Source organism: Rubrivirga sp. (genome assembly GCF_965213695.1).
GTDB lineage: Bacteria > Bacteroidota > Rhodothermia > Rhodothermales > Rubricoccaceae > Rubrivirga.
The window spans coordinates 1302397-1322920 of record NZ_OZ243912.1 but is presented as its reverse complement, the minus strand read 5'-3'; the positions used below and the strand labels follow the sequence as shown (position 1 = coordinate 1322920).

Genomic DNA, 20524 nt, shown 5'->3' with positions numbered 1-20524 from the left:
CCCCGCGCCGATGCCTGACACCCCGCCGTTCCGCCTCACCAACACGCTCAGCCGGTCCGTCGAGACCATCGAGCCCGCCGCGACCGCGCCCGACGGGCGCCCGCTCCTGCGGTTCTACAGCTGCGGCCCGACGGTCTACAGCTACGCCCACATCGGCAACTTCCGGACGTTCCTGACGGCCGACCTGGTCGTCCGCACGGCCGAGGCGCTGGGGTGGGCCGTCCGCTACGTCTCGAACGTGACCGACGTCGGCCACCTCACCGAGGACGACGTGGCCGATGGGGGCGGCGAGGACAAGATGGCCCGAGCGCTGGCGTCGAAGGAGGGCGAGGCGTTCGAGACCGTCTGGGACCTGGCCCGCCACTACACGGAGGCGCTCGTCGAGGACTGGCACGCGCTCGGCCTCCGCGAGCCCGACGTCCGCCCGCGCGCGACCGAGCACGTGCGTGAGCAGATCGAGGCGGTCCAGGCCCTCGTCGCGGCCGGCCACGCCTACGAGACCGACGACGGCGTCTACTTCCACGTCCCGTCGTTCCCCGACTACGGCACGCTCTCGGGCAACACGGACGCCGAGGGGCTGGTCGAGGGCACGCGCGAGGTCGTGAAGGACGACGGCAAGCGGGACCCCCGCGACTTCGCCCTGTGGAAAAAGCCGGTCGGCTCGCAGAGCGGCCACCTGATGCAGTGGTACTCGCCGTTCATCGACGGCCCGGCCGGCGGGTGGGGCTTCCCCGGGTGGCACCTCGAGTGCTCGGTGATGGCCCAGAAGTACCTCGGCGAGACCATCGACCTCCACGGCGGCGGCGAGGACCTGCGGTTTCCCCACCACGAGTGCGAGATCGCCCAGGCCGAGGCGCTGACCGGCGAGCCGTTCTCGCGCTACTGGATGCACACGCGCTTTTTGCAGGTCGAGGGCGAGAAGATGTCGAAGTCGACCGGCAACTTCTTGACCGTCCGCGACCTCACGGCCGACCCGGCCGAGGGCGGGCGGCCAGACTGGGGCGCCCCGCTCGACCCGCTGGCCCTCCGCTACGCCCTGATCTCGGGCCACTACGCAAAGCCGTTCAACCTGACCCGCAAGACGCTCTCCGACGCCGCCAAAAACCTCCAGCGCTACCGCGAGGCGGCCGACGCCGTGGCCGACGCGCTCGACGCCGATCGGCCCGGCGAGGACGATGTCTCCGCCGACCTCGACGCCGCGTACGCCGAGGCGCTGGCGGCGATGGCCGACGACCTGACCACGCCGATCGCGCTCGCGGCGGCGCTCCGGGGTACGAACGCGCTCCTCAAAACCCACCGCGAGTCGCCGCTCTCGGGCGCCTCCGCGCGCGCTGGCGCAAGCTACCTCGACCGCGTCGACGCGCTCCTCGGCATCGTCCCCTCGGCCACCGACGCCGACGCCTCGGCCGAGGACCCGCTGGCGGCCCAGGTCGAGCCGCTCGTGGCCCAGCGGACCGAGGCCCGCGCCGCCCGAGACTGGGCCCGCGCCGACGCCATCCGCGACGAGCTGGCGGCGTTGGGCGTCGAGGTGATGGACACGCCCGCGGGCCCGGAGTGGCGGCGGGTCTGACCGGGACCGCCGCTCCGCGACCGAAAGAGCGACCCGTGGCCGTAGGGGCGACTCGGCGAGTCGCCCCTACCCGGTGTCGGACGGCAGGACTACCTCACGCTCTTCTCACTTGTCATCCTGAGCGTGAAGGATCTCAACACGAGCCGTCGAGCCCGTCGGCGCCCCTTCCTACGGCCTGGACCCCCGAGTTGAGATCCTTCGCTGACGCTCAGGATGACACGGTGGGGTGATCGAGCTCCGAGTGTGTGATCGCCCGGCGCCGAGACAGGCCGTCAGCGGGCGGCTACATCACGACGGCCTCGAGCTCGGCCCAGACGCCGGCGTGGTCGCTCGGCCACAGCCCGCCGACGCGCTCGGCCGGCGTGTCGAGCACGACCTCGCCCTCGGCCGTCGTCGTGAACCCGCGCGAGAGCACGACGTCGATCCGCGTCTGGAGCTGGGAGGCCGCGTTGCGGAGGTCGGCCGCCTGGCAGCACGTCGGCTCGGAGCCGGCGGCGAAGGCGTCGCGGAGCGGGACCGTCAGCGTCTGGTAGCTCGTCCCGTTCGCGTTCGCGTCCGAGTTGATGTCGCCGACGAAGATGACCGGGCCGGTGATGGCGCCCAAGACCGGGAGAAGCTCGCTGGCCTGGAGCACCTGGAGCGGCTCGGCCGGACCGCCGACTTCGAGGTGCGTGTTGATGAACGTGAACGAGAGCCCGTCGACCGTCGCCTCGACCGTCTGGAACCCCCGCGTGAACGTCTGGGGGACGCCGCCGACCGGCTGCGTGAGAAGAGCCCGGAACGACTGCTCGGTCGTGGCCCCCGTCGTCACGCCCTCTTTGGCCAGGACCACGTCGGCATCTTGGTAGCGGACGTCGAAGAACGTCTGGCCGTTCGTCGTGGCCGGCAGCTCGACGACGGCGTTGTTCGAGACCGAGACGACGCGGTAGTCGGCGCCAGCGTCGTCGAGCGCGTCCATGAGCAGGTCGAGGAAGTCGAACGTGACGTCGGTCGCCGGCGTGCCTGGCAGGCCCGGGAGGTTGTCGCCGGGCATCTGGACGGCGTACGTCGAGACCTCCTGCAACCCGACGAGGTCGGGCCCGACACGGACGATCTCGGCGGCGATGGCGGCCATCCGCGCGGCCGGGTCGGAGTCCTGGACGGTCTGGTAGAGCTCGGCCACGCGGACCGGCACCATCTGAGGGTTCGTCTCGCCGGCGACCAGGAACAGGTCGGCCCCGAGGTAGAGGTTCTGCGTCATCACGCGGACGCTGGCGTCGGTGCCGTCGTCGGTCGAGTCGCAGCCGGCCGTGCCAACAAGGAGGGCGAGACCGAGGAAGAGAGAGAGTCGGCGCATGGGGGGAGAGGCTGTGGGAAGGCGGGAAGATCGGACCCGAAGAAGGCGTCCGCATGGTCTCCCCGTACCACGCCGTGCACCGGGCGAGGACCGTCGCGATCTTGGGGCGCCCCACGCAGCACGCCCCATGCCCCTCGACGCCTCCGACTACTCCGCCCTCGAGGGCGGTCTCGTCCGCATGCTCGACCGGCTCCAGGCCGAGGGCACGGCCACCAAGGACCCCGACGTCGACCAGTTCTTGCGCGACGAGCCGGGCGCCGTCCTGCTCGGGCTCCTCTACGACCAGCGCGTGCTCGCCGAGACGGCCTTCGCCGGGCCGTACAAGCTCCGCCAGCGCCTGGGCCACCTCGACTTCGCCCGGATCGCGGCGATGGACCGCGACGCCTTCGCCGAGGTGTTCGTCGAGGCGCCGGCCGTCCACCGGTTCACCAACAAGATGGTCGACACGACGCAGGCCGTGGCCCGGGCCGTCGCCGACGACTACGGCGGCGACGCCGCCCGGATCTGGGCCGACGGCGACTGCGCGGCGGTCGAGGCGCGGCTCAAGAAGCTGCCCGGGTTCGGACCGCAGAAGGCGGCGAAGCTGAAGCACTGCCTGTTCTACTTCGGGCACCGCGACCTCAGCGGGTAGGCCCCGGGACGGGCACGGAGCGGAGGAAGGCGGCACGGGGCACGAACCTGGGCCGGGGCCTCGCGTTCACGCCGCCCCTCGGACCTCCCCCATGCCGCACCTCGACGTCCCCGCCTGGGCCTGGGCCGCGTTCAACGCGTACGTGGTCGGCCTCCTCCTGCTCGACCTGTTCGGGTTCAACCGCGAGGCCCACGAGATCGAGTGGAAGGAGGCCGCCTGGCTCTCGGCCTTCTTCGTCGGCGCGTCCTTGGCCGTCAACGGGGTCATCTGGTGGGCGTACGGCCACGACCCGGCCCTCACGTTCTTCACGGCCTACGTCGTCGAGAAGTCGCTCTCGGTCGACAACCTGTTCGTCATCGCCGTCCTGTTCGGGTACTTCGCCGTCCCGGCCCGGTACCAGCACCGGGTCCTGTTCTGGGGGATCTTCGGGGCCATCGTGATGCGGGCGTTCATGATCCTCCTGGGCGTGGCCTTGGTCGACCGGTTCCACTGGGTCCTCTACGTCTTCGGCGCGTTCTTGGTGCTCACGGGCGCCCGGATGTTCGTCGGGTCCGAGGACGCCGAGGACGTGGCGGGCAACCGGGTCCTCGGGCTCCTCCGCCGCGTGCTCCCCGTCACGCGGGGCTACCACGGCCAGCGCTTCTTCGTGCGGAAGCTGGGCCGGCTCTGGGCGACCCCCCTGTTCCTCGTCCTCGTCATGATCGAGCTGACCGACGTCGTGTTCGCCGTCGACTCGATCCCGGCCATCCTGGGGATCACGACCGACCCGTTCCTGGCGTACTCGTCGAACATCCTGGCCGTCGTCGGGCTGAGGGCCCTGTACTTCCTCCTGGCCGGGGTCATCGAGCGGATCCGGTACCTCCACGTCGGGCTCGGGGCGGTCCTCGTCTTTATCGGGGCCAAGATGCTGGCCGAGCCGTTCCTCGAGCCCCGGGGGATCGAGGTCCCGACGTCGGTCTCGCTCGCGGTCGTCGTCGGGTGCATTACGGTCGCCGCGGCCGTGTCGTGGGCGGCGACGGTGAGGGACCACCGCCGGGCCGCGCTCCCGACCCCGCCCGGGGCGCCGACGCCCGGCGGCGACGGGACGGCCGAGAACGCGCCCGTCGTCGACGACCGCGAGACGGCCGAGCGGTAGGACGGGCGGACCTGTGGACGGGTGCCCGCGATCTCCCTCGCCACGTAGACCCGTCGTGCCCGCTGGGAGCCGCCCCGTGCTGGCGGCCTCCGAGGGAGACCCGCGCTCGGCAGGAACGCGACGAGTCGTGTCCGTAATACGGAGTCGGAGAGTTCGCTGTGCATGAGTGCCCCTCCCGATTCCCCCTCACCCTGTCCCTCACCCTCGGGGAGAGGGGACCTCGTAGGAGAGTGCACGGCTTTCTCCGCGATCCCGTATAAGAGGGGAGGCTCGGCGACCGGCTCGCGACCTCATCCCTGCGAGCCCCCGACTCCCGCGCCCGCCCGCTAGGCGTCGATCACGAACACGTGGGCAAGGTGGTTCGGCCGCGTCGAGATGTGGGCCCGGCCGCTGGCGGCGCGGCCCGTGGGGAGCGTCGTCGCGATGGACGCGCGGCCGGGGCTCGTGGGCGCCGTGGTGACGGTCCGCGTCTGGCCGGGCGCGTTGGGGTCGTAGACCGAGAGCGTGGCCGCGAGCGGGCCGCGCCGCTCGACCCCGAAGGCGACGACCTGGTGGAGCGCGAACGGGTCCGGCGCGTCGCCGACGAGCCCGAGCAGGGCGGGCCGGCCGGCGCCGAGCCGGGCCTCGACCCGGTCTAGCTCGCGGCGGAGGGCGTCGGCCCAGCCGTCGGGGTTGGGCGAGGCGAGGGCCCGGAGCCACCACCCGGCGAAGCGCGGGAGCGACGCCCGGAGCGTCCGCTCCTGGCGGCGGCGCAAGAGGGCCCGGAGCGGCTCCGGCTTCAGATCGGCCGTGGCGACGGCGCCCGGTCCCTGGGGCCACCGCTCGATGGCCGCCAGCGCCATCCCCCCGCACAGCCCGAACGTCGACCACCGCCGGGCGACGGACCGGACGATCCCGTCGCCCAGCCCGGCACGGCCCAGCGCGGCCCCGACCGCCAGCCCGACGGCGCCCCCGACGGGCCCGCTGACGGCGCCGCCCAGGCCGGCACCCAGGGTCACCGGCAGCGCCGACGCCGCCCGGAGCTTGGCCGCCAAGACGCCTAAGTCGTCGTCGGTCCAGGTGTAGCGGTTGCCAAACGAGAACCCGTCGCGGGCCGGGTCGAAGTCGAGCGAGACGCGGCGGGTGGCCGGGGCGGATGGGGACATACCTGAGGTCGGTGGACAGGCGAGATGAAACCGTTTCCCCCTTGATCGGCGGGCGTGCAGCCCTGATCTTGATATGTGCGGACCACACGGGGAGACGCGGGCCTACGACGGCCCGGCCGATGGGGTCCGCGAGGCACACACATCCACCGCCATGCGCGACCGACTCCGGCGCCGGCCCCTCCTGTTCACGCTCGTCGTCGGGCTCGTGCTCGCCGCGGGCGGCGCCTCGGCCGAGTACGTCCGCCAGCGGAGCCTGCGCGTGACGCCGGCGACGGTCGCCCCGCACCTCGCCGAGCGGCTCTCGGCCGACAGCCTGGCGCTGGCGCCGGGCGTCCACACGGTCTACGCTGCCCAGGGGCGGATGCCGGTCTGGTTCGCGCCGGCCGCGCGCGAGGCCGCGCTCGCGACGCTCCGCCGGGCCGACCGCGACGCGCTCGCGCTCGACTCGGCCCTGGCCGACCTCGGGACCCTGGCCGACACCGCCGCGACGTCGCCGTCGCTCGCCGCCCTCGACGTCGGGCTGACCGCCGCGCTGCTCCGCTTCGGCGACGCCCTGGTCCGGCCCCGCGCCGACGCCGCCGCGCTCTACGGGCACCAGTGGACCGCCGCTCCGCCGACGCCGCCCGACGTGGCCGCCCGGCTGGCGGAGGCGCTGGCGGAGGCCCCGACCGCGGCCGCGGCCGTCCAGGCGTGGGCCGACGGGCTGCGCCCGCAGCACCCCGGCTACCGACGGCTCCGGCAGGCGCTCGCCCGGGAGCTCGACCTCCGCGACCGGCCCGACCTGGCGCTCGACCGCGACCTCGCCCCGGGCGACTCCGGCGCCGCCATCGTCCGCCTGCGCGACCGGCTGGCCGTTGAGGGCCTGACGCCAGCGTCCGAGACGCCGCGCGTGTTCGACGCCGCCCTGGCCGAGGCCGTCCGCCAGGTCCAGCGCGACCGCACGCTGGCGCCGACCGGCCGGCTCGACGCGCCGACGCGGGCCGCGCTCAACCGCCGCCGGGCCGAGCTGATTCCGCTGCTCGCCCTCAACCTGGAGCGCTGGCGCTGGCTCCCGGCCGACCTGGGCGACTTGCACGTCTGGGTCAACGTGCCCCGGTTCGAGCTGGCCGTCCGCGAGCGCGCGGGCGCTGACTGGGCCGAGGCGACCCGGTTCGTGACCGTCGTCGGGGCCCACGACTGGGAGACGCCCGCGTTCACCGACACGCTCGAGACCGTCGTGTTCAGCCCGACGTGGACCGTGCCGGCGTCGATCCAGCGCGAGTCGTACGGCCGCGTCCGGGGCCGGGTCGTCCGCCCGCCGGGGCCGGGCAACGCGATGGGCCGGGTCAAATTCCTGTTCCCCAACGCCCACGCCGTCTACGTCCACGACACGCCGTCGAAGTGGGCGTTCGGGCTCGACGACCGGGCGCGCTCGCACGGCTGCGTCCGGGCCGGCGACCCCCAAGCGCTGGCACGCGCGCTGCTGACGCGGACGAACGGGTGGACCGAGGACGAGGTCGCCGCCGAGTTCCGCGGGCGCTGGCGGACGCGCTACGTCCCGGTCGAGGCGACGGTCCCCGTCCACCTCGTCTACTTCACGGCCGAGGTCGACCCCGACGGCCGGCTCCGCGTCTACGACGACGTCTACCGCCGCGACCGACGCCTGGCCGACGCGCTCGGCTTGGATCTCCCCGACCTCAGCCCGGACGTCATCGCCACGCTCATCGCCGACGCCATCGGAGACGAGGCGGAGGTGGAAGCTGCGGAGGCGGAGGAGAGCGCTCCCGCCGATCCGCCCGCGCCGCCGCTCGTCCCCGTTCTGCCCGTGCCGGAGGACACGACGGACGGCGTGTCGGACGAACTCTTGACGGTGCCGTCGGACACGGCCGGAACGGCGGCGGAGGGCGTACTTTCGCGCCCCGCGCGTCGTTGAGCCCGGGTCTCTGCCCGTCCCGTTCCGCCCGCCCTGACTGTGCCCCTCGCTCCGCTCTCCGTCCTCCTCGCCGCCCTCTTGGGATGGGGCTTCCTCGACGGCCTGTTCGGTCCGGACGAGGTCGAGGCCCCGACGGCGCCCGCACTCGAGAAGGCCGTCGACGCCCGCCTCCGCACCGACGCCGCCCGGCTCCACCCGGCCACGGCCGACCTGTACGGCGACCGCGAGCTGCTGTGGGCCGATGCCCGGTCCCGCGCCGCGCTCGCCCGCCTGCTCGACGCCGCGCCTGCCGACGGCGTCTCGGCGCGGGAGGTCCACGCCGACGCGGTCCCCGCTCTGCGTCGCGCGCTCGCCGACGCGGAGCGCGAGTGGGAGGCGCTTGACGGCCAAGCCCGCGACACGCTCGCCGATCCGCGCCCGGCGCGCTTGGCCGCGCTCGACCTCGCGATCACCGACGGGCTCGTCCGCTTCGGCGACGCCCTCCGGGGCCGCCGGACCGACCCGCGCCGGCTTTACACCCACTCGTGGTTCCCGACCGTCCGCGACTCGTCCGGCGCCGCGTTCGACGCGCTCGCCCAAGCCGTCGGCCGGTCCGACGTCCGGGCCGTGGCCCGAGCGCTCGACGCGCTCCGCCCGCCGCACGCCGGGTACCGCCGGCTCCGCGCCCGGCTCGACGCGCTTCAGGGCGACTTGGCTCCGGTCCCCGACGGCGCCGACCTCGCGCCCGGCGAGCGGTCGGTCCGGGTGCCCCACCTCCGCGACCGGCTGACGGCGTGGGGCTACCTCGCCGCCGACACGCTCGACGCCTGGGGCCGCCCCGACGCCTACGTCTTCGACGACTCGCTCGCCGCCGTGCTCGGCCGGTTCGAGGCCGCGAATGGCCTCGACCGCGACAGCGTCCTGGACGACAGCGCGACGGACGCGCTCAACGCCGACCTCGCCCCGCTCCGCCGCACGCTCGCGCTCAACCTGGAGCGCTGGCGGTGGCTCCCCGACGACTTGGGCGACCACTTTGTCTGGGTCAACCTGCCGGCCTTCGAGTTGCGCGTGTTGCAGCGCGACAGCTCCGCAAGCCCCGGCGACGAGTACGCCGAGCGCCTGCGGATGCCGGTCAACATCGGCAACGCCCAGACGGCGGGGTGGACGACGCCCGTGATCACCGACTCGGTCCACACCGTCGAGTTCCAGCCGGCGTGGTACGTGCCGCGATCCCTCGCGGCGGCGAACGTGTTCCCGATGGCGGTCCGCGACAGCCTGGCGCTGTGGCGGGCCGGCTTCGAGGTGTACCAGAACGGGGCGGCCGTCGACAGCCGGCTGGTCCCGTGGGATTCGGTCTCGGTCGGCCAGTTCCGGTTCGTGCAGCGGCCGGGCCCGAGCAACCCGCTGGGCCGGGTCAAATTCCTGATGCACAACCCGTACGCCATCCTGATCCACGACACGAACAAGCGCTACACGTTCGACGACGGCGCCGGCTCGTCGATGTCGAGCGGGTGCGTCCAGGCCGGGGCGCCCGACGTGCTGGCGGAGTACCTGTTGACGACGGTCAACGGGTGGGAGCCGGGGCAGGCCCGAGCGGCGTGGCAGCGGGGCCCGCGGCGGGGCGTCCGGCTGGACCGGCCGTTCCTGTCGCAGTTCACCTACTTCACGGCCTGGGCCGAGGCCGACGGCGCGCTCCGCGTCTACAGCGACCCCTACGGCTACGACGAGCGGCTGGCGAAGGCCCTCGGCCTGGGGCCCGCCGCGACGACGGACGACGACCCGGAACCGGCCAGCTGACCCGACCAACCATGCGCGCGCTCCTCTTGCCGGTCCTCGTCGTGGCCACCGCCAGCGCGCAAGACGTCCGCGTCCTCCCGGCGCCGCCGGAGCGGGAGGAGCCGGTCACGCTCGCCGACCGCTGCGGAACAGCCGTCCCGATGCCGACGCCTTTCGAGAACGCTGACGACGCGGCCATCCGGGCGGTCCCGCTGGGCGGCCCGGACCCGGCGCCGATGCCGAACCTGTGCGACGGGCCGGCGCCGCTGGCGGCCCGATTGGGTGAGACCGATCCCGCGTTCCCGTTTGCTCGGCCGCCAGTGCGGCGGTATCCGCTCCGCCCGCCCCCCTTCCTCCGGTTCCGCGAGCCGGCGCCCGACCTGCTCGGCCTCCCGCCGGTTGCCCCGCCCGGCGAACGCGAGTAGCTTCGACGCATGACGCTCCGCGCCCACACCGTCTGGCCCTGGTGGCACCCCGCACTCCCAGTGGGCAGACGGCCTGTGGCCTGACGCGAACGCGCCTCCTTCCGCGAGCCCACTGTTCAGCCGAGCAGGGGGCTTTTTTGTTTGAATGAGCACCGAGGCGCCCGGCGCCAGCCGTGAGCTTCCCCCCCACGCCTCACACCTCCCCCACTGTGACCCTCACCGAGTTCGAGACGATCGTCCGCGAGCAGCTCCCGGCCGACGGGCGGCGGCTGGCAGTGCCCGTCTACGTCCGCCGCTCGGCCGACCTGTTGACGCCGGTCTCGGCGTTCCTCGCGCTCCGGGAGGAGGGCACGTTCGGGTTCCTGCTGGAGTCGGTCGAGGGCGGCGAGCGGCTGGGGCGCTACTCGTTCATCGGGAAGAGCCCGTACCTCGTGGTCGAGAGCCGGGGCGACCGGGTCTGGGCCCACCGCCCGGCCGGCACCTACGAGGGCGACGGCGCCCCGCACGAGGTCGAGCCGCTGGCGGGGACCGTGTTCGAGGCGTTGGGCGCGATCCTGGCCCAGACTGAGCAGGCCGAGGTCCCCGGCTTGCCGCGCTTGACGGCCGGCGCCGTCGGCTACGTGGGCTACGACGCCGTCCGCCAACTGGAATCGTTGCCACCCGCCCCGCCGGACCTCCTCGGCCTTCCCGACGGCGTGTGGGGCTTCTACGACACCGTCGCCGCGTTCGACCGGGTCAAGCACCAGCTGGTGCTGATGGCGACCGCGTTCGTCGACGCCGAGACCGACCTCCACCGCGCGTATGCCGAGGCGACCGAGCGGCTGGTCGAGTTGGAAGACGACCTGCTCCACGGCGGCGTGCCGGGCGAGCCGGTCCGCCTGCTGGCCGCCGAGCCGGCCGCGTCGGTCGAGCGGGCCGCGTACGAGGCGGCCGTCCGCAAGGGGAAAGCGTACATCGTCGAGGGCGACGTCTTCCAGGTCGTTTTGAGCCAGCGGTTCGCGATGCCGTTCGCCGGCGACAAGTTCAACCTGTACCGCGCGCTCCGGCAGGTGAACCCGAGCCCGTACCTGTTCTACCTCGATGTCGACGGGCTGGGCGCGCCGGGCGAGGGGTTCTCGCTCGTCGGCTCGTCGCCCGAGGTTCTGACGCGCGTCGAGCCGCGCGGGCCGGAGCGCCGGGCGCTCGTGCTCCCCATCGCCGGGACGCGCCGCCGCGGCGAGACGCCGGCCGAGGACGCCTCGAACGAGGCCGACCTGCTCGCCGACCCCAAGGAGCGGGCCGAGCACCTGATGCTGGTCGACCTCGGCCGCAACGACATGGGCCGGGTCTCGGACGTCGGCACCGTCACCGTCGACCGGTTCGCCGAGGTCGAGCGGTTCAGCCACGTGATGCACTTGGTGTCGTCGGTGTCGGGCGCCGTCGGCGAGCGGCCGGCGACCGACGTGCTGGCGGCCTGCTTCCCGGCCGGGACGGTGAGCGGCGCCCCCAAGGTCCGCGCGATGGAGCTCATCGACGAGCTCGAGCCGATCAAGCGCGGGCCCTACGCCGGCGCCGTCGGCTACGCCGGCTTCGACGGGGCCCTCGACACGTGCATCGCCATCCGCACCATGATCGTCAAGGACGACGTGGCCTACGTCCAGGCCGGCGCCGGCGTCGTCGCCGACTCGGACCCGGCCGCCGAGTACGACGAGACAAAAGACAAGGCCGCCGCCCTCTTCGCCGCCATGCGCTCGGCCACGTCCGATTTGCTGTGACCGAGTTCGGAGTTCGGGGTTCAGAGTTCCTGGACTCCAGCTCCGAACTCCCAACTCTGAACTCCCCCACCCCATGTTCCCCGCCCTCCGACCCCTCCTCAACAAGGGCGGCGCCGGCCGCTACATCTCCCGCCAAGAGAGCGCCGAGCGCCTGCTGCCCATCGCCGACCGCCACCTCGACCTGATGCGGACCTACAACGCCGTGCTCGCGGCGCTGCCCGACGGGCCGGCACGGGAGCGGGTCGAGGCCATGATGCCGTACCTGCGGACCGAGGCGGCCAAGGTCTCGGAGACCATCCTGAGCCTGGGCGGCACGCCGCCGTCGGGGGCCGGCGCCGGCCCGCTCGCGACGGCCCCCGGCCGGACCGACCGCGACCACGTCCGGGCCCTGCTCGACGCCGAGACGGACTTCGGCAACGCGCTCCGCGCCGAGGTCGACAGCGTCCACCACCAGGAGCGGACCCGAGCCATCCTGGGCCACAACGCCGACGCCTCGGACTCGCGCCTGGGCCTGCTCCGCGCCGTCGCCGCCGACCTCGCGCGCTGACCACCGGCGCGGGCCGCCACCGGTGGGCTGCGTGCCGTCGGTGGCCTCCGGGACGGCGGTGCTACGGGATTTCTCTCTTATGCTTGATTCTTCCTCCCTGCCCGTCATCGTCTCCGGCATCCAGCCATCGGGGACGCTCCACCTGGGCAACTACCTCGGGGCCATCCGCCAGAACGTGGCGCTGGCGAACGACGAGACCGCCCGGAGCGAGGCCTACCTCTTCATCGTCGACTACCACGCGCTGACGACGTTGCGCGACGCCGACGCGCTCCGCCGGTACACGCTCGACGTAGCACTCGACTACCTCGCGCTCGGGCTCGACCCCGAGAAGGCGTCGCTGTTCGTCCAGTCCGACGTGCCCCAGCTCGGGGAGCTGACCTGGATCTTCCTGTGCCTCACGCCGACATCGCTCTTGGAAAAGGGCGTCTCGTACAAGGACAAGGTGGCCCAGGGGCTGACGGCCAACGGTGGCCTCTTGACCTACCCCATCCTGCAGGCCGCCGACATCTTGGCCTACACGGCGCCCGGCCACGGGCTGACGGTGCCCGTCGGGGCCGACCAGAAGCAGAACCTCGAGATCAGCCGCGACACGGCGGCCCGGTTCAACCAGGCGTACCGGCCGGACGACGACCCGCTGTTCCCGCTCCCCGAGCCGCTCATCCTGGACGACGTCGCCGTCATCCCCGGCGTCGACGGGCGGAAGATGTCGAAGAGCTACGACAACACGATCGGCATCTTCGACGAGGGGAAACCGCTCAAGAAGAAGGTCATGTCGATCCTGTCGGACTCGACGCCGCTCGATGACCCCAAGGACCCGGACGCCGACCACACGTTCGCCTTGATCCGCCACTTCGCGACCGACGACGAGCGGGCCGAGATCGCCGACGCCTACCGGGCCGGCGGCTACGGCTACGGCCACGCCAAGAAGGCGTTGTTGGGGATGATCGACCGCCACTTCGGCGAGGCGCGCGAGCGCCGCCGCGAGCTGGCCGAGCGGCCCGACGAGGTCCGCCAGATCTTGCAGGCCGGCGCCCACGCCGCCCGGTCGCGGGCGTCCGAGGTAATGGCCGAGGTCCGCGACGCCGTCGGATTCTTCAATGCGGGTACGGGGTACGAGGTACGACGTACGAACTAGTCCCGCCACCTCGCTCCTCAGTACCCCGTACTCAGTACCCCGTACCTCGAATGATTCTGATCATCGACAACTACGACTCGTTCACGTACAACCTGGTCCACCTGGTGGGCGGGGTGACGGACGCCTACCGCGTCGTGCGGAACGACCAGATCGGGCTCGACGAGATCGGGGAGCTGGCGCCGGCGGGCGTGTTGATCTCGCCGGGCCCGGGGCGGCCGGACGAGGCGGGCGTGAGCGAGGCCGTCATCGAGCGGTTCGGGCAAGAGACGCCGGTCCTGGGCGTGTGCCTCGGCCACCAGGCCATCGGCGAGGTCTACGGGGGCCGCGTCGTTCACGCGCCGACGCTGATGCACGGGAAGACGTCGACGGTCCGCCACGACGGCCGGTCGGTGTTCGAGGGCGTGGCCCAGGACTTCGTGGCGACCCGCTACCACTCGCTGGTGGTCGACCGCGAGACGTTGCCGGACGTGCTGGAGGTGACCGCGGAGACGGCCGACGGCGTGGTGATGGGCTTGCGTCACCGCCAGTTCCCCGTCGAAGGCGTCCAGTTCCACCCCGAGTCGGTCCTGACGACAGAGGGGCCGCGGATCGTGCAGAACTGGGTCGCGTCGACGTTGGAACGTGCGGGGTTGAAGGTGGAAGGTTCTGTTCGGGACTCGCTATGAGTTCGTTCCAGCGGTTCGAGGAGATCGAGGCGTGGCAGCTCGGCCGGGAGCTAACGCAGCGCGTCTACGCGGCGACGCGGGGCAACGCATTCAGCCGCGACTTCGCGCTCCGCGACCAGATCCGCCGGGCGGTCATTTCCATCACGTCTAACATCGCCGAGGGCTTTGAGCGGCGGTCCCGTCGCGAGTTCTGTCGGTTCCTCGACATTGCCAAGGCATCGAACGCTGAGGTCCGCTCTCAGCTCTACGTCGCCCTTGACGAAGGCTACCTCCCGCCCGAAGAGTTCGACACGCTATACGAACTGAGCACACGCATCGGCGCGAAGCTAGGTGGTTTGCTCCGCTACCTCCGTTCGACTCCGGATCCGTCCTGAGCGTCTTCACCTTCAACATTCCACGTTTCACATTTCACCGATGACCACGTTGAAGCCCATCCTCACCGCCATCGCCGAGGGCGAGACGCTGACGCAGCCCCAGGCCGAGTCGGCCATGCACGTGATGCTGTCCGGCGAGGCCGACCCCGCCCAGATCGCCGGGCTCCTGATGGGGCTCCGGTCGCGCGGCGAGACCATCGACGAGCTGGTCGGCTTTACCAAGGTGATGCGCGAGTACGCCGTCCCGGTCGAGACCGACCTCGACCCGATCGACCTGTGCGGGACCGGGGGCGACCACTCGGGCACGTTCAACATCTCGACGGCCGCCAGCTTCGTCGCCGCCGGGGCCGGCGTGCCCGTCGCCAAGCACGGCAACAAGGGCGTCTCGTCGTCGAGCGGCTCGGCCGACGTGCTGTCGGCGCTCGGCGTCCGCGCCGACCTCGACGCCGACGGCGTCACGCGGTGTCTGGAGGAGGCTGGCATCGCGTTCTTGTTTGCGCCCCAGTTCCACCCCGCGCTCCGCCACGTCGGCCCGGTCCGGCGGTCGTTGGGGGTGCGGACGTTCTTCAACATCCTGGGACCGCTCTGCAACCCCGCCCGCGTCAAGCGCCAGCTTATCGGCGCGTTCTCGGACCCCGTCGCCCGGCAGATGGCCCAGATCCTGATGCGGCTGGGCAGCGAGCACGTGGTCGTGGTGTACGCCCACGACGGGCTCGACGAGCTGTCGACGACGAGCCCGACGACGATCTACCAGACCGGGAGCCACGCCTTCGACGGCGGGCTCCTGGAGCAGGAGGTGGTGCCCGAGCGGTTCGGGCTGGCGCGCGTGTCGGCGGCGGCGCTCCAGGGCGGGACGCCGGAGGAGAACGCCGAGATCGTCCGCGGCGTGCTGGACGGCCAGGCCGGTCCGCAGGCCGACGTGGTGCTGCTAAACGCGGCCTACGCGCTGCTGGCGTCGGGCGAGTACGAAGGTCTCGACGAGTGCCTCGACGCCGCGCGCCAGAGCGTCGCCAGCGGGGCCGCGCTCGCCAAGCTGGACGCGCTCGTCGAGGTCTCGACGGAGCTCTCCGAGGCGGCCTGATGGCGACGATCCTCGACCAGATCCTGGCCGACACGCGAGCGCTCGTCGCCGAGCGGAAGGCGGTCACGCCGGCCGCCGCGCTCGAACGGCGCTCGGCCTTCCACGCGCCGACGCTGTCGCTCGCGCGGGCGCTCCGCCGGCCCGACGGCCCGGCCACGATTGCCGAGTGCAAGCGGGCCAGCCCGTCGGAGGGCGTCCTCCGCCGCGAGTACGACCCGGCGGCCATTGCCCGCGCCTACAAGAACGCCGCCGCCGCCGCGCTCTCCGTCCTTACCGAGCCGACCCACTTCCAGGGCTCGCTCGACCACCTCGCCCAGGTCCGCCAGGCCGTCGACCTCCCGCTGGTGCGGAAAGACTTCGTCGTGGACCCCTACCAGCTCGTCGAGGCCCGCGCCTACGGCGCCGACGCGGTCCTGCTGATCGCCGCCGCGCTTGACCCGGCCGAGATGGCCGACCTCCTGGACGCCGCCCGTGACCTCGGCCTGGGCGTGCTCGTCGAGGTCCACGCCGACGCCGAGCTCGACGCCCTCGACCTCGACCGCGTCGACGTGCTCGGCGTCAACAGCCGAGACCTGGCCACGTTCGAGGTCGACCTGGGCCGGGCCGCGCGCATCTTCTCGCGGCTCCCCGACCGGATCGTCCGAGTGGCCGAGAGCGGCATCCGAACGGCCGCCGACGCCGCCCGCTTGCGGAGCTACGGCGCCGACGCCTTCCTGGTCGGCACCCACTTTATGCGCCAGCCCGACCCCGGCCGCGCCCTCGCCGCCTTCCGCCGCGAGACGGCGTTGGCGCTCGCCGCCTCGTCCGTGGAACGTGAGAACGTGGAAAGTGGAATGTGACGGCCCCTCACCCGTCCTCCTCCCGACTCACGCTCCACACGTTCCACCTTCCACTCCGCACGTTGAACCGAACCAAGGTCAAGATCTGCGGCCTCACGCGCCTGCACGACGCCCGGACGGCCGCAGCCGCCGGGGCCGACTTCCTGGGATTCATCCAACACCCGGAGAGCCCGCGCTACGTCAAACCCGACGTGGCGAAGGAGATCATCGAGTGGGTGCGGGGGCCGGAGCCCGTCGGCGTGTTCGTCAACCGGCCGGCCGACGAGGTCAACGCGACGTGCGCCCGGGTCGGGTTCCGGCTGGCGCAGCTCCACGGCCACGAGCCGCCCGAGACGTGCGCAGCCGTCGAGGTGCCCGTCATCAAGGCGATCCGGGTCCAGCACGACGCCTCGTCGGAGCAGGTCCGCGCCCTCGTGGAGCCCTACCTGGACGTGGTCGACTTCGTGCTGCTCGACACGCACCACACGAGCCTGTGGGGCGGCACGGGCGAGAGCTTCAACTGGCGCGTCGCCCGCGAGCTTGGGAGCGACGTCGACCTGTTCCTCGCCGGCGGCCTCTCGGCCGAGAACGTGGCCCAGGCGGTCCAGACGATGCGGCCGTACGCCGTCGACCTGTCGTCGTCGGTCGAGTCCGAGCCGGGCGTCAAGGACCTCGACAAGCTGGCGGATTTCTTCGACGCCTTCCACGCCGCCGTCGAGGGCTGACGCCCTCGGACAGAGGACCGGAGACGGAGGACCGGCCGCTCCCTGACCTTGCGCCCTCCCTGCCACCGACCGCCACACTCACCCCTTGTCATCCTGAGCGGAGCGAAGGATCTCAGCACGATCTCTAAGCCCTGCCGCACCGCTCCCTACGACCGGCGCACCGCGTTGAGATCCTTCGCTGACGCTCAGGATGACAAGAGAAGGACTCTCTAGCTCGCCGACCGACCATGCCCGTTCAGATCGCGCCCGCTCCGTCTTCCGTCCCCCGTCCCCCGTCCCTCCCCGACGCCCGGGGCCGGTTCGGCGCGTTCGGCGGCGCGTTCGTCCCCGAGATCTTGCAGCCCGTCCTGGCCGACGTCCGCCAGGCGTGGGCCGAGGCCCAGAGCGACCCCGAGTACCAGGCCGAACTGGCGCGGCTCCTGCGCGACTACGTCGGCCGGCCGACGCCGCTGACCCGGCTCGACCGGCTGACCGAGCGGCTGGGCGGGGCGACGATCTGGGCCAAGCGCGAGGACTTGTGCCACACCGGGGCCCACAAGATCAACAGCGCGCTCGGCCAGGTGCTGCTGGCGCGGCGGATGGGCAAGGACCGCGTCATCGCCGAGACCGGGGCCGGACAGCACGGCGTGGCCACGGCGACCGCGTGCGCCCTCTTTGGGATCGAGTGCGTGGTCTACATGGGCGCCGAGGACATCGAGCGGCAGAGCCTCAACGTCAAGCGGATGCGGCTGCTCGGCGCCGAAGTCCGACCGGCCACGTCCGGCAGCCAGACGCTGAAGGACGCCACGAACGAGGCGTTCCGCGACTGGGTCTCGAACCCGAGCACGACCTACTACATCATCGGCTCGGCTATCGGGCCGCACCCGTACCCGGCGATGGTCCGCGACCTCCACCGGGTCATCGGCGAAGAGACCCGAGCGCAGCTGCTGGAGCAGACGGGCTCCGAGCTGCCCGACGCCGTCGTGGCGTGCGTCGGCGGCGGGTCGAACGCCATCGGGATCTGGGCGCCGTTCTTCGGGGACGAGGGGGTCCGCCTGATCGGGGTCGAGGCGTCGGGCGAGGGGCTCGACGGGCGCCACGCGGCGACGCTGACGCGGGGCGAGCCCGCCGTCTTCCACGGGACGATGACGTACTTGCTCCAGGACGCCGACGGCCAGGTCGAGATCGCCCACTCGATCTCGGCCGGGCTCGACTACCCCGGCGTCGGGCCCGAGCACGCCTACCACGCGAGCACCGGCCGCGTCGAGGTCCGCACGGCGACCGACGCCGACGCGCTGGCGGCGGTCCGGCTCCTAAGCGAGACTGAGGGCATCATCCCGGCGCTCGAGACGGCCCACGCCGTCCACGCGCTGGCGGAGGTGGCCACGGAGATCGGCCCGGGCGGCGTGCTCGTGTTCAACTGCTCCGGCCGCGGCGACAAGGACATGGCGACGATTGCCGAGAACCTGTTCGGTGACGACGGATGAGCCCCGCGCGCCGCCGCCCTCTCTCCCGCATGACCCGACTCCGCGTCCACCTCGACGGCCTCCGCGCCCGCGGCGAGACCGCGATGGGCCTGTTCCTCACCGCCGGCTTCCCGTCGCCCGACGCCACGCTCCCGATCTTGCAGGCCGTCGACGACGCCGGGGCCGACTTTGTGGAGCTGGGGATGCCGTTCTCGGACCCGGTCGCCGAGGGGCTCCCGATCCAGCAGGCGTCGGAGCGGGCGCTGAGCCAGGGGGCGACGATGGCCGGCACGTTCGAGACGGCCGCCGCCTTCCGCCGCACGTCCGACACGCCGCTCGTGCTGATGGGCTACGCCAACCCGGTGATGCGCTACGGCGTGGGCGACTTTTGCGCCGACGCCGCGTCTTCCGGCGTGGACGGCCTGATCCTGCCCGACGTGCCTCCCGAGGAGGCGGACGAGATCGAGGCCGCCGCCGCCGACCACGGCCTGTCCATCACCCACCTTATCGCGCCGAACACGTCCGACGACCGCGTCCGACTCGTCGACGCCCGCTCGACCGGGTTCGTCTACGCCGTGAGCGTGACGGGCCTGACCGGCTCGGGCCTGGGCGACACCGACGCGACCGACGCCTACCTCGCCCGGGCCCGTAGCCTCGTCGCGCAGCCGCTGCTCGTCGGCTTCGGGATCTCGACGCACGCCGACGCCGAGCGGCTGACGCGGCACACCGACGGGTTCATCGTCGGGAGCGCGCTCATCCGCCAGGCCGAGCGGCTGTGGGACAACCCGGATCTCACCGATTCCGCACGTCGAGCCCGGGTCGGCGAGTGGGCGCGGGCGTTGAAGACCGGCGACGACACCACGCCATGACCCGCTTTCTCTCCCTCGCCCTGCTCGCCGCGGCCACGCTCGTCACCGGCTGCGAGGCCGTCGACATGGGGCAGGCCGAGGCCCGGGGCGACACCGAGGAGATCATCGTCCTAACCGACAGTGCGACCTGGGCGGGCCCCGTCGGCGACGCGATCCGGGCGGAGCTGGGCCGGCCCATCGTGACGTTGCCCAGCAACCAGGGCGCGTTCAAGCTCCGGCACCAGCCGCTCACGTCGCGCTTTTTCGAGAACCTCAAGCTCCAGCCGAACCTGGTGTTCGCGGCGCCCATCGACACCGAGGGCGACATCGGCGACTTTCTGCGGGCGCGCGTGGGCGAGGAGAACCTGGCGCAGGTCCGCTCCGGGACGGTCTCGGCGGTCAACCTCCGCGAGGACCTGTGGGCCAACAACCAGTTGGTGACGATTGCGACGGCCGCCTCGGACAGCGCGCTCGCGGCCCAGATCCGCCGGCGCGGGCCCGAGCTCCGCCAAGCGTACGAGACGCTGGCGCGCGAGCGGACCATCGGCGAGATGTTCTCACGACTCCAACAGACCGACCTCGAGGAGGAGCTGCTCGCGGCGCGCGGCTACCGCGTCAACATCCAGTACGACTACGTCAAGGTCCAGGACACGACGGCGACCGTCGCCGGGCGGACGGGCTCGTTCGTCCGCTACCGCCGCGTGCTCTCGGACACCTGGCGCGACTTTTTCGTGTTCGCCCAGGACGGCGTGGCCACGCTGCCGCCGCCGGCCGAGATCGACCGGATCACCGACGGCCTGCTGGAGACGTTCGCCCGGGGCTCGCTCGACAGTTCGTACGTCCAGCTCGACGACCAGCGCCCGATGCGCCGCGGCACGGCCGAGATCGCCGGCCGGCCCGCGCGCGAGCAGCGGGGGTTCTGGTACATGACCAACGACCTGATGGCCGGGTCGTACGTCCGCTACGCCTTCGTCGACGAGGAGACCGACCGGCTCTACGTCTACTACGGGATGACGTTCGCGCCGAGCCGGACGCTCGACAAGCGCGAGTTCCTGCGCCAGATGGAGGCCATCGTCTACACCTTCCGCACCGCCGCCGACGTCCGCCGCGAGGCCGACCCGTGAACGTGACCCGCCCTCCGCTCTGTCATCCTGAGCGGAGCGAAGAGCCTGCCCCCGCGAAGGCGGGGGATCTCAGCACGAGCGGTCGGGTCCGTCGGCACC

The 20524-nt window shown here is 72.5% G+C and carries 19 protein-coding genes; 17 read left to right on the top strand and 2 right to left on the bottom strand.

Going from position 1 to position 20524, the window contains the following annotated elements; translation table 11 throughout:
* Nucleotides 1-10 precede the first annotated feature (10 nt).
* A complete protein-coding gene (gene cysS / locus ACOOHE_RS05825; protein WP_420456859.1) occupies nt 11-1570 on the top strand; it encodes a cysteine--tRNA ligase in 1560 nt (519 codons plus the stop codon).
* 283 nt (nt 1571-1853) lie between these two features.
* Here the strand turns inward: cysS and ACOOHE_RS05820 are convergent, their stop codons facing one another.
* Nucleotides 1854-2906, bottom strand: coding sequence for an endonuclease/exonuclease/phosphatase family protein (locus ACOOHE_RS05820; protein WP_420456858.1), 1053 nt, complete (start codon nt 2904-2906; stop codon nt 1854-1856).
* Nucleotides 2907-3033: 127 nt separating this feature from the next.
* Between ACOOHE_RS05820 and ACOOHE_RS05815 the strand changes: the two genes are divergently transcribed.
* Nucleotides 3034-3537, top strand: coding sequence for a hypothetical protein (locus tag ACOOHE_RS05815; protein ID WP_420456857.1), 504 nt, complete (start codon nt 3034-3036; stop codon nt 3535-3537).
* A 91-nt stretch (nt 3538-3628) separates the two neighbouring features.
* Nucleotides 3629-4672, top strand: a complete 1044-nt coding sequence (locus ACOOHE_RS05810) for a TerC family protein (protein WP_420456856.1) — start codon at nt 3629-3631, stop codon at nt 4670-4672.
* Between the two features lie 326 nt (nt 4673-4998).
* Here the strand turns inward: ACOOHE_RS05810 and ACOOHE_RS05805 are convergent, their stop codons facing one another.
* The gene (locus ACOOHE_RS05805) at nt 4999-5817 is read right to left on the bottom strand and encodes a hypothetical protein (RefSeq protein WP_420456855.1); all 819 of its coding nucleotides are present in this window, start codon (nt 5815-5817) and stop codon (nt 4999-5001) included.
* A gap of 151 nt (nt 5818-5968) precedes the next feature.
* On the opposite strand from ACOOHE_RS05805, the gene ACOOHE_RS05800 reads away from it, so the two are divergent.
* The 14 genes from ACOOHE_RS05800 (at nt 5969) to ACOOHE_RS05735 (ending at nt 20425) form a co-directional block, all read left to right on the top strand.
* On the top strand, nt 5969-7729 hold the full coding sequence (locus ACOOHE_RS05800) for a L,D-transpeptidase family protein (protein ID WP_420456854.1): 1761 nt from the start codon (nt 5969-5971) through the stop codon (nt 7727-7729).
* A gap of 39 nt (nt 7730-7768) precedes the next feature.
* A complete protein-coding gene (locus ACOOHE_RS05795) occupies nt 7769-9505 on the top strand; it encodes a L,D-transpeptidase family protein (RefSeq protein WP_420456853.1) in 1737 nt (578 codons plus the stop codon).
* A gap of 11 nt (nt 9506-9516) precedes the next feature.
* Nucleotides 9517-9909 carry a hypothetical protein gene (locus tag ACOOHE_RS05790; protein ID WP_420456852.1) on the top strand — a complete coding sequence of 131 codons (393 nt, stop codon included), beginning with the start codon at nt 9517-9519 and terminating at the stop codon, nt 9907-9909.
* Nucleotides 9910-10118: 209 nt separating this feature from the next.
* Nucleotides 10119-11663, top strand: a complete 1545-nt coding sequence (trpE, locus tag ACOOHE_RS05785; protein WP_420456851.1) for an anthranilate synthase component I — start codon at nt 10119-10121, stop codon at nt 11661-11663.
* Nucleotides 11664-11736: 73 nt separating this feature from the next.
* Nucleotides 11737-12210, top strand: coding sequence for a hypothetical protein (locus ACOOHE_RS05780; protein WP_420456850.1), 474 nt, complete (start codon nt 11737-11739; stop codon nt 12208-12210).
* Nucleotides 12211-12289: 79 nt separating this feature from the next.
* Complete coding sequence (gene trpS, locus ACOOHE_RS05775; protein WP_420456849.1) at nt 12290-13345, top strand: tryptophan--tRNA ligase; 1056 nt, start codon at nt 12290-12292, stop codon at nt 13343-13345.
* Between the two features lie 50 nt (nt 13346-13395).
* Nucleotides 13396-14010, top strand: a complete 615-nt coding sequence (locus ACOOHE_RS05770; protein ID WP_420456848.1) for an anthranilate synthase component II — start codon at nt 13396-13398, stop codon at nt 14008-14010.
* Complete coding sequence (locus ACOOHE_RS05765; RefSeq protein ID WP_420456847.1) at nt 14007-14384, top strand: four helix bundle protein; 378 nt, start codon at nt 14007-14009, stop codon at nt 14382-14384. The genes ACOOHE_RS05770 and ACOOHE_RS05765 overlap by 4 nt, the downstream gene beginning before the upstream one ends.
* 49 nt (nt 14385-14433) lie before the next feature.
* Complete coding sequence (trpD, locus tag ACOOHE_RS05760) at nt 14434-15465, top strand: anthranilate phosphoribosyltransferase (RefSeq protein WP_420457603.1); 1032 nt, start codon at nt 14434-14436, stop codon at nt 15463-15465.
* Nucleotides 15465-16304 (top strand): indole-3-glycerol phosphate synthase TrpC, encoded by an 840-nt coding sequence (trpC, locus tag ACOOHE_RS05755; protein WP_420456846.1) that lies wholly within the window; start codon nt 15465-15467, stop codon nt 16302-16304. Before trpD ends, trpC begins: the two co-directional genes overlap by 1 nt.
* Before the next feature lie 62 nt (nt 16305-16366).
* Complete coding sequence (locus ACOOHE_RS05750) at nt 16367-17008, top strand: phosphoribosylanthranilate isomerase (RefSeq protein WP_420456845.1); 642 nt, start codon at nt 16367-16369, stop codon at nt 17006-17008.
* Between the two features lie 227 nt (nt 17009-17235).
* Nucleotides 17236-18474, top strand: coding sequence for a tryptophan synthase subunit beta (trpB, locus tag ACOOHE_RS05745; protein WP_420456844.1), 1239 nt, complete (start codon nt 17236-17238; stop codon nt 18472-18474).
* Nucleotides 18475-18503: 29 nt separating this feature from the next.
* Entirely contained in the window at nt 18504-19322 is an 819-nt protein-coding gene (trpA, locus tag ACOOHE_RS05740; RefSeq protein WP_420456843.1) for a tryptophan synthase subunit alpha, read from the top strand.
* On the top strand, nt 19319-20425 hold the full coding sequence (locus tag ACOOHE_RS05735) for a DUF4837 family protein (RefSeq protein ID WP_420456842.1): 1107 nt from the start codon (nt 19319-19321) through the stop codon (nt 20423-20425). The genes trpA and ACOOHE_RS05735 overlap by 4 nt, the downstream gene beginning before the upstream one ends.
* Nucleotides 20426-20524 lie beyond the last annotated feature (99 nt).

Excerpts from the sequence above, each read along its gene's own strand:
- cysS (WP_420456859.1), top strand. The coding sequence starts at position 11 with ATGCCTGACACCCCGCCGTTCCGCCTCACCAACACGCTCAGCCGGTCC.
- ACOOHE_RS05820 (WP_420456858.1), bottom strand. The coding sequence starts at position 2,906 with ATGCGCCGACTCTCTCTCTTCCTCGGTCTCGCCCTCCTTGTTGGCACG.
- ACOOHE_RS05815 (WP_420456857.1), top strand. The coding sequence starts at position 3,034 with ATGCCCCTCGACGCCTCCGACTACTCCGCCCTCGAGGGCGGTCTCGTC.
- ACOOHE_RS05810 (WP_420456856.1), top strand. The coding sequence starts at position 3,629 with ATGCCGCACCTCGACGTCCCCGCCTGGGCCTGGGCCGCGTTCAACGCG.
- ACOOHE_RS05805 (WP_420456855.1), bottom strand. The coding sequence starts at position 5,817 with ATGTCCCCATCCGCCCCGGCCACCCGCCGCGTCTCGCTCGACTTCGAC.
- ACOOHE_RS05800 (WP_420456854.1), top strand. The coding sequence starts at position 5,969 with ATGCGCGACCGACTCCGGCGCCGGCCCCTCCTGTTCACGCTCGTCGTC.
- ACOOHE_RS05790 (WP_420456852.1), top strand. The coding sequence starts at position 9,517 with ATGCGCGCGCTCCTCTTGCCGGTCCTCGTCGTGGCCACCGCCAGCGCG.
- ACOOHE_RS05780 (WP_420456850.1), top strand. The coding sequence starts at position 11,737 with ATGTTCCCCGCCCTCCGACCCCTCCTCAACAAGGGCGGCGCCGGCCGC.
- trpS (WP_420456849.1), top strand. The coding sequence starts at position 12,290 with ATGCTTGATTCTTCCTCCCTGCCCGTCATCGTCTCCGGCATCCAGCCA.
- ACOOHE_RS05770 (WP_420456848.1), top strand. The coding sequence starts at position 13,396 with ATGATTCTGATCATCGACAACTACGACTCGTTCACGTACAACCTGGTC.
- ACOOHE_RS05765 (WP_420456847.1), top strand. The coding sequence starts at position 14,007 with ATGAGTTCGTTCCAGCGGTTCGAGGAGATCGAGGCGTGGCAGCTCGGC.
- trpC (WP_420456846.1), top strand. The coding sequence starts at position 15,465 with ATGGCGACGATCCTCGACCAGATCCTGGCCGACACGCGAGCGCTCGTC.
- trpB (WP_420456844.1), top strand. The coding sequence starts at position 17,236 with ATGCCCGTTCAGATCGCGCCCGCTCCGTCTTCCGTCCCCCGTCCCCCG.
- trpA (WP_420456843.1), top strand. The coding sequence starts at position 18,504 with ATGACCCGACTCCGCGTCCACCTCGACGGCCTCCGCGCCCGCGGCGAG.
- ACOOHE_RS05735 (WP_420456842.1), top strand. The coding sequence starts at position 19,319 with ATGACCCGCTTTCTCTCCCTCGCCCTGCTCGCCGCGGCCACGCTCGTC.